Here is a 6,219-nt window from a genome sequence, read left to right as displayed (position 1 = left end):
GAGAACCGCCGCCAGCACGAAATGCAGCACCGCCATGAGCAGACGTCCCTGAAGAAGCTGTCCCAGTCCGGGTATGAAGAAGCTGCATAGTGCAGCCAGTACGTTTCCACCTGAGCCTTGGCCTGCCATCGAGGACTCCTTAGTCTTTGTACAGCCTTTGTATCCAGCCTACCCACAAAATACCTGAGGAATCATCCCGTCGCCACTCGGCCGGATGGAGGGCATCTTGAGATTACCGTGGGATTTCGCCCGCCCATGCGTCTATAACTAATGTAGGCCGATGAAGAAAAGAGAGCGCATTACCTCCGACCGCGTCCGGCACATCTACCGCGAGACAGTCTACGAGCTTTACGCTTACGTCTCGCGGCGGACGGGAGGCGATCGCGCCCTCGCTGAGGACGTCGTGCAGGAGAGTTTCCTGCGCGGACTCAGACATTGGCAAAAGCGGGGACTGCCCGACAGTCCCATCGCTTGGCTGAAGACCGTTGCGCGCAATCTCATCATCAGCCATTTCCGTAAAACGCGCCCCGAGCCGGTGGAAGAGTGGGACGGCTTCCCCTCCGACGGAGACTTCCGTTCCCGGGAAACCGCCGCACTCGTCCACTGGGTCTTGGGACGCCTGCGGGATGAGCAGGCCAGCTTGCTGGAGGCTTTTCACTTCGAAGGCAAGCGGGTCCGCGAACTGGCCGGCGAGATGGGCATCTCAGAACGGGCCGTGGAAGGACGCCTGCGAAGAGCACGCACAGCCTTCAAGGAACGCCTGAAAGCCGTCTCGCCCCGGAAAGGTCGGTCATGAAGAACCAAGAACAAGAACGACATCAACCCGATCCTCTTTTCGTGGAACGACTGGAGTGGCAACTGATGACTGAAATGCGACAATCACGACGAAGCTTTAACCAAAAACCTCCTCAAGCGAGCCGTTGGCGCAGCTACCTGCGGGTGGCGGCGCTGGTGGTGGTCTCGGCCCTGGGAGGCATGGCCTTGATCAAGGCCGCCCAAGGCCTGGAGCGCAACTGGCAGCACCAGTTGGAACTGGCCCGGGCCGAAACCGAGGCCCAATTGGCCGCCAGCCGGGCCGAACTGGCTCAGGACTACCTGGATAGCGTACGCGAGAAGGCTGCCTCAGGCGAGGTCGATCCCGACTCCCTGGCCTGGGCCGAATTCGAGGTCTACCAGGTCGAGCACCAGTTGCTGCAAGCCTCCATCGACCTTGAAGAGATGAAGTTGAGCGGACGCTCGCCCCGGCATGAACTCTACGCCCCCCTGGTCGAGGGCCGGGACTTCGTGACCCGACGGCTCCATTCCCAGATGGACTTGCTGCAGAAGAAACTCGAAGTGGCCCAAAGGATGTTCGACATCAGGCGCAAGGAAGTGGAGAGCGGCGTGTCTCCCAGCCGAGCACTGGCAGCGGCTGAGCAAGACATGGCTCATGTCAGGAGTGAGATCGAGCATCTCGGCCGCCGGCTCCGTCTCCGTCAGAGCTTCCTGCGGGGGGACCTGTCGGCCCAGCAACTGATCGCCAGGTCGCGCCTGGCCGAAGTGCAGGCGCGCGTCCAAATGCTGGATAAGCGCCTGCAAGCGGGTGCCCAAGAAGTGGAGGAATTGCGCCGAAGGGTAGAAACCGGCGAGGAAGACCCGCTGCAACTGCGCCACATGGAGTTCGAACTCCAGCGTATCGAAGCCGAGCACCGCCTGGCTTCGCTGGAACTGGAATTGATGCTGAAACACGCTGGCCGCTAGCCCGAATCATTCCCTAGGGGCTTGCGGCCTTATTAAAGGAGTCTTCTCGGTGACGAACAGTCTGCGCGTCGAGTAATCACTACCCAATAGAACGAATGATTCAGGGCCTCCCCGCCGGCCGGCGGGGAGGCCCTTTTTCAGTTTAAGATGAGTGGAACGAAAGGGGACGCCGGTCATGACCCGAAACAAGCTGCTGCCGTGGATTTCGCTGACGGCCCTGGCGGGGTTGCTGGCCTGGCAGGTCATTGACCGGTATCGGCAGCCGGCTGAAGAAACCGTCCGCCTGCAGCAGACCCTTATGGGGACGCTGTGGTCGGTCCAAGTGTGGGCGCCTGAGAGCGATCAGGCGGAAGTGCGGCGCGACATCGCGGCCGCCCTCGCAGAGGTGGCGCGGGTAGAGGCGGTGATGAGCGAATGGCGGGAAGAGTCGCCCATCAGCCTGCTCAACCGCTCGGCCGGCGGGTCCGGCTACCTGGTGCCCCCGGAACTGGCCGCCATTATCGAGCGGGGCATCGAGTACGGACGCCTCAGCGGCGGCGCCTTCGACATCACCTGGAAAGGCATGGGCGACCTGTGGAAGCTGGACGACGGCTTTCAGGCGCCCTCGCAAGAGCAGATCGAGGAAGCCCTCTCGCGAGTCGACTATCGCCTCGTCGAGCTGGACGGCCATCCAGCTTCAGCCGCCGGCCCTGTCCGCATCCGCCTGCCACGCCAAGGCATGGCGCTGGGGCTGGGAGGCATCGCCAAAGGCTACGGCATCGACCGCGCCGCAGCCGTGCTGCGCAAGAAAGGCTATGACGACTTCCTGATCGAGGGAGGAGGCGATGTGTTGACCGCAGGCCAGCGGGCGGGACGTCCCTGGCGGGTGGGCATCCAAGACCCGCGGGGAGACGATTTGCTGGGATGGGTGGAGGTTTCGGGCGGGGCGGTGGCCACCTCGGGAGATTATCAGCGCTTCCGCATGGTGGAGGGAGTGCGCTACCACCACATCATCGATCCCCGCAGCGGACGTCCGGCCCGCGGGTGCCGTTCGGTCACCGTGCTGGCCCCCAGCGCCGAGCAAGCCGACGCCTTGGCTACGGCCATTTTCGTACTCGGCTCCCGAGAAGGAATGGGTCTGGCCGAGTCCCTCGACAACGTCGAAGCCCTGATCGTCGACGATGAGGGAGACATCCGCAAAAGCGGCCACTTCCCTTTCGCCGCTTCCAGCAGAGCAGACGTCCTGGCGGAATAATTTTGCCCGCGCCGCCTTTCCTCACGGGGACGAAAACCTTACAATACGCCCAAATTCCTGACAACGTATCGAACAACAAGGAGGCACAGCATGAATTGGGGACGCATTCTCTTGGGCGGCTTGGCCGCGGGAATAGCCAAGAACCTGGTCGATTGGGCCGCTCACGCCGGCATTCTGGGAAGCACCTACGAGCAGTACGAAGTCTTCAGGGTGGAACCGGCCAACCCTCTCTACTTCTTCCTCATCTCGATCTGCATCGGGATCGCGGCCGCCATTCTCTTCGCCAAGACCCGCAACTGCTGGTCCGAAGGCGTGATGGGAGGCGCTAATTTCGGCTTCTGGGTGGGGCTGGTGGCCTTTTTCGCCCCCTTCTACCACACTCTGACGATCAACGGGTTCCCCTACTTCCTGTGCTGGTACTGGGGAATCATCTTCCTCATCGGCGGCGTGATAGGCGGCGCGGTGCTGGGGGTCTTCATCAAGCGATAGCGAGCAGCCTCATACCGCCGAGAGCAATTAGGCCTTCAGCGCGGTCGCTTAAACTTGATTCGTGTGTGAACTTGTTGGCCACCTAGTGGCCCTAGTGCAGTGCGCCCGAAGTTTTGAGCCACCCTGTGGCGTTATCCCACCCTTTCAGCGTTGGCACATTTGGCGTTTGAACCCAGGGTGGCGCCGCCGTCTCGCTAGCGCTCGCCGCGGCTGACCCTGGGCTGGCGAATCTGTCCCTGTCAGGGACAAGAACGGAGGGCTGGCCCAGAACTTGTGACCGGCAGCACGAGTGGCCCTCGACCGTCCTGGCGTTCAGCGGGATTTCTCGAGCGAGAGGAGGCGGACCTTGGTTTCCACTCCGCCTCCGAATCCCGTCATGGAGCCGTCCGAGCCCACCACGCGGTGGCAGGGAACGACGATGGGGATCGGGTTGGCGCCGTTGGCCGCTCCCACCGCCCGCACCGCTGAAGGGCGTCCGATGGCCCGAGCGATCTGGGCGTAGGAACGGGTTTCTCCGTAGGGAATCTCGCACAGCGCCGTCCACACCTGCTTCTGAAAATCGGTCCCGCGCAGCTTCAGCGGCAGGTTGAAATGGCGCAGATTGCCCTTGAAGTAGTCGTTGAGCTCGCGCGTCAGGGCGCGGGTGCGGATGGGGTCGCGGCGGGCTCGCTGGCCTAGCGAGCGGACGAATTCATCCTCGTCGCGCTCTTGCAGGAAAGAGACGGCCACAACGTTGCCGGCGCCGTCGACGGCGCATCCGAGCCTGCCCACGGGGCTGTCGATGATGTCGTAGAAAGTCATTTTGCGGTTTCCTCGTTATTCTCGGGCGACCAATTCCAGAGGTGAAAGGCGGCCAGGCTGCGGTAGGGCGCGAAGGGAGCCATCAGTTCCTCGACCTGCCGCCGGTCGGGCCGTCGCCGCAGCCCGAAGAAGGATTGCAGGGCCCGCACCAGTCCGGCGTCCCCCACGGGGTAACAGTCCTGGAAGCCGTAGAGCCTCATGAGCAGATAGTGCACCGACCAGGGACCGAGTCCCTTGAGGCTGGAGAGGGTCCGCTCGAGTTGGCAGAAAGGGTGAAGGCGCGAGGGCGAGGGCACTTCATTGTTCAAAAGGGCCTCTCCCACGCCGATCAGGTAAGAAGCCTTCTGGCGCGAGAACTGGCGGAGGCGCAAGTCTCCGATATCGAGTCCGGCCAGGTCCTGGGGCCTGGGAGGCGCCGTCAGTCCGCTTGGGGTGGGCGTCCCGGCCAGGCGGTAGAGGGTGCGGCGCAGGGTGTAGGCAAAGGGGAGGTTGACCTGCTGCCCCACGATCACCCAGATCAGCCCCTCGACGCGCCCCGCCAGGCGGGGGATACGCAGTCCGGGCAGGCGGAGAAGCGGAGCCAGGCGCGGCTGTCCCGAAAGGGAGGCCTCGAAGGGACGGGGATCCTGATCAAGCCCCAGCAGGTTAAGCAGGCGCCGGTGCACTCGGGCGGCGCTTCCCGGACGCGGAGCGCCGTCCAGCAAACGGCAGGCGGCCGCACCGCCCTGGAAGTCCACCTGCACCGCCAGCGGACGCTCCTCGAGGCGCAGTGCCAGGCGCAGCGAACGTCCGGCTACCGTCTCGCTCAAGCTCTCGGGATCTCGTCCCCAGTAGTCGAGCATGAAAGCCAGCGGATAGGGGGCCGGAAGGTCGATTAGAAACGAGTCCGCCCGGCGCAGGTCCCGGTAAGAAGAGGGAGTCATGCGCTGAGAACGGCGAAACTGCTCGTTGAAGACCGAGAGCGACTCGAATCCGCAGGCGAAGGCCACGTCGGCCACCTTGTCGCCGCCCTGCAGAAGCAGGCGCCGGGCCATCCTGAGGCGGAAGCGCAGCAGCAGCGCCGCGGGAGTGCTCTGGTAGTAGCGGCGCACCTGTTGATTGAGCTTTGAAGTTCCGATGCCGGCTTCATCCGCCAGGTCGGACACGTTGCCATAACGCGCCGGATCGCGGCGCAGCGAATCGATCACCTCCACCAGGCGCTCGCGCTGCGGATCCCGTCCCCGGTAGAAGAGGTCGGGGCGGCAGCGCTTGCAGGGACGCAGTCCCGCTCGCGCGGCCTCCCGCGGATCGGTGAAGAAGCGCACGTTTTCGGGCTTGGGCTTGCGGGCCCGGCAGGACGGCAGGCAGAAAATGCCGGTGCTGAGCACCCCCGTGATGAAGCGTCCGTCGAAGCTGGAATCCGAAGCCAGCATGCGGTCCAACATGCGCTCCCGTGTCAGTGTCATGCTTCGACTATAGACTTGAACGGCGCTTGAATCTACCGGATTAGACCGCTGGAATTTTCTTTGCGGGCGAGCAGCTGGCGAGCAGCCTCATAGCGCCGAGGGCATTGGGCCTTCACTGCGGTTACTGAAACTTGACGCGAGTGTGAACCTGTTTGGCCACCCGGCAGCACTAGCGCTGCCGGTGATAAGTTCTGAGCCAGGGCCCTCCGTTCTTGTCCCTGACGGGGACAGATTCGCCAGCCCAGGGTCAGCCCCGGCGAGCGCCAGCGAGACGGCGGCGCCACCCTGGGTTTCAGACGGCGAGGTCTGAACGCATCTGAAAGCGTGGAATAACGGGACAGGGTGGCTCAAAACTTCTGACGCACTGCACTAGTGTCCTGAGTTAGAAGTTCATGTCATATTAAAATGCCATGATAGTCTCCTCAAAGGAGGCCTTCATGAGAACCGGTCGTCCCAAAGCCGAGCTCAAGCTCAGCCGGCAAGAAGAGAAAGTCCTGCAACGATTGGTTT

6 protein-coding genes are annotated in these 6,219 nt (G+C 63.2%); 4 read left to right on the top strand and 2 right to left on the bottom strand.

All coding sequences use genetic code 11. The annotated features are described in order from the left end of the window. The first annotated feature begins 280 nt into the window (after window positions 1-280). The 4 genes from VLU25_09980 (at window position 281) to VLU25_09965 (ending at window position 3,463) form a co-directional block, all read left to right on the top strand. Entirely contained in the window at window positions 281-796 is a 516-nt protein-coding gene (locus VLU25_09980; protein ID HSR68259.1) for a sigma-70 family RNA polymerase sigma factor, read from the top strand. Continuing rightward, a complete protein-coding gene (locus VLU25_09975; GenBank protein ID HSR68258.1) occupies window positions 793-1,740 on the top strand; it encodes a hypothetical protein in 948 nt (315 codons plus the stop codon). Before VLU25_09980 ends, VLU25_09975 begins: the two co-directional genes overlap by 4 nt. 175 nt (window positions 1,741-1,915) lie before the next feature. Then, a complete protein-coding gene (locus VLU25_09970) occupies window positions 1,916-2,974 on the top strand; it encodes an FAD:protein FMN transferase (protein ID HSR68257.1) in 1,059 nt (352 codons plus the stop codon). Window positions 2,975-3,064: 90 nt separating this feature from the next. After that, on the top strand, window positions 3,065-3,463 hold the full coding sequence (locus tag VLU25_09965; protein ID HSR68256.1) for a hypothetical protein: 399 nt from the start codon (window positions 3,065-3,067) through the stop codon (window positions 3,461-3,463). Window positions 3,464-3,775: 312 nt separating this feature from the next. Here the strand turns inward: VLU25_09965 and VLU25_09960 are convergent, their stop codons facing one another. After that, on the bottom strand, window positions 3,776-4,264 hold the full coding sequence (locus VLU25_09960; protein ID HSR68255.1) for a methylated-DNA--[protein]-cysteine S-methyltransferase: 489 nt from the start codon (window positions 4,262-4,264) through the stop codon (window positions 3,776-3,778). Next, window positions 4,261-5,709 carry an Ada metal-binding domain-containing protein gene (locus tag VLU25_09955; protein ID HSR68254.1) on the bottom strand — a complete coding sequence of 483 codons (1,449 nt, stop codon included), beginning with the start codon at window positions 5,707-5,709 and terminating at the stop codon, window positions 4,261-4,263. Before VLU25_09955 ends, VLU25_09960 begins: the two co-directional genes overlap by 4 nt. Window positions 5,710-6,219: the final 510 nt, after the last annotated feature.

Source organism: Acidobacteriota bacterium (assembly GCA_035471785.1).
Taxonomy (GTDB): domain Bacteria; phylum Acidobacteriota; class UBA6911; order RPQK01; family DATIPO01; genus JANQFM01.
This window is presented reverse-complemented; position numbering and strand designations above follow the sequence as displayed.

Coding starts and splice junctions, on each gene's coding strand:
- VLU25_09960 (HSR68255.1), bottom strand. CDS start 4,264: ATGACTTTCTACGACATCATCGACAGCCCCGTGGGCAGGCTCGGATGC.
- VLU25_09975 (HSR68258.1), top strand. CDS start 793: ATGAAGAACCAAGAACAAGAACGACATCAACCCGATCCTCTTTTCGTG.
- VLU25_09955 (HSR68254.1), bottom strand. CDS start 5,709: ATGACACTGACACGGGAGCGCATGTTGGACCGCATGCTGGCTTCGGAT.
- VLU25_09980 (HSR68259.1), top strand. CDS start 281: ATGAAGAAAAGAGAGCGCATTACCTCCGACCGCGTCCGGCACATCTAC.
- VLU25_09970 (HSR68257.1), top strand. CDS start 1,916: ATGACCCGAAACAAGCTGCTGCCGTGGATTTCGCTGACGGCCCTGGCG.
- VLU25_09965 (HSR68256.1), top strand. CDS start 3,065: ATGAATTGGGGACGCATTCTCTTGGGCGGCTTGGCCGCGGGAATAGCC.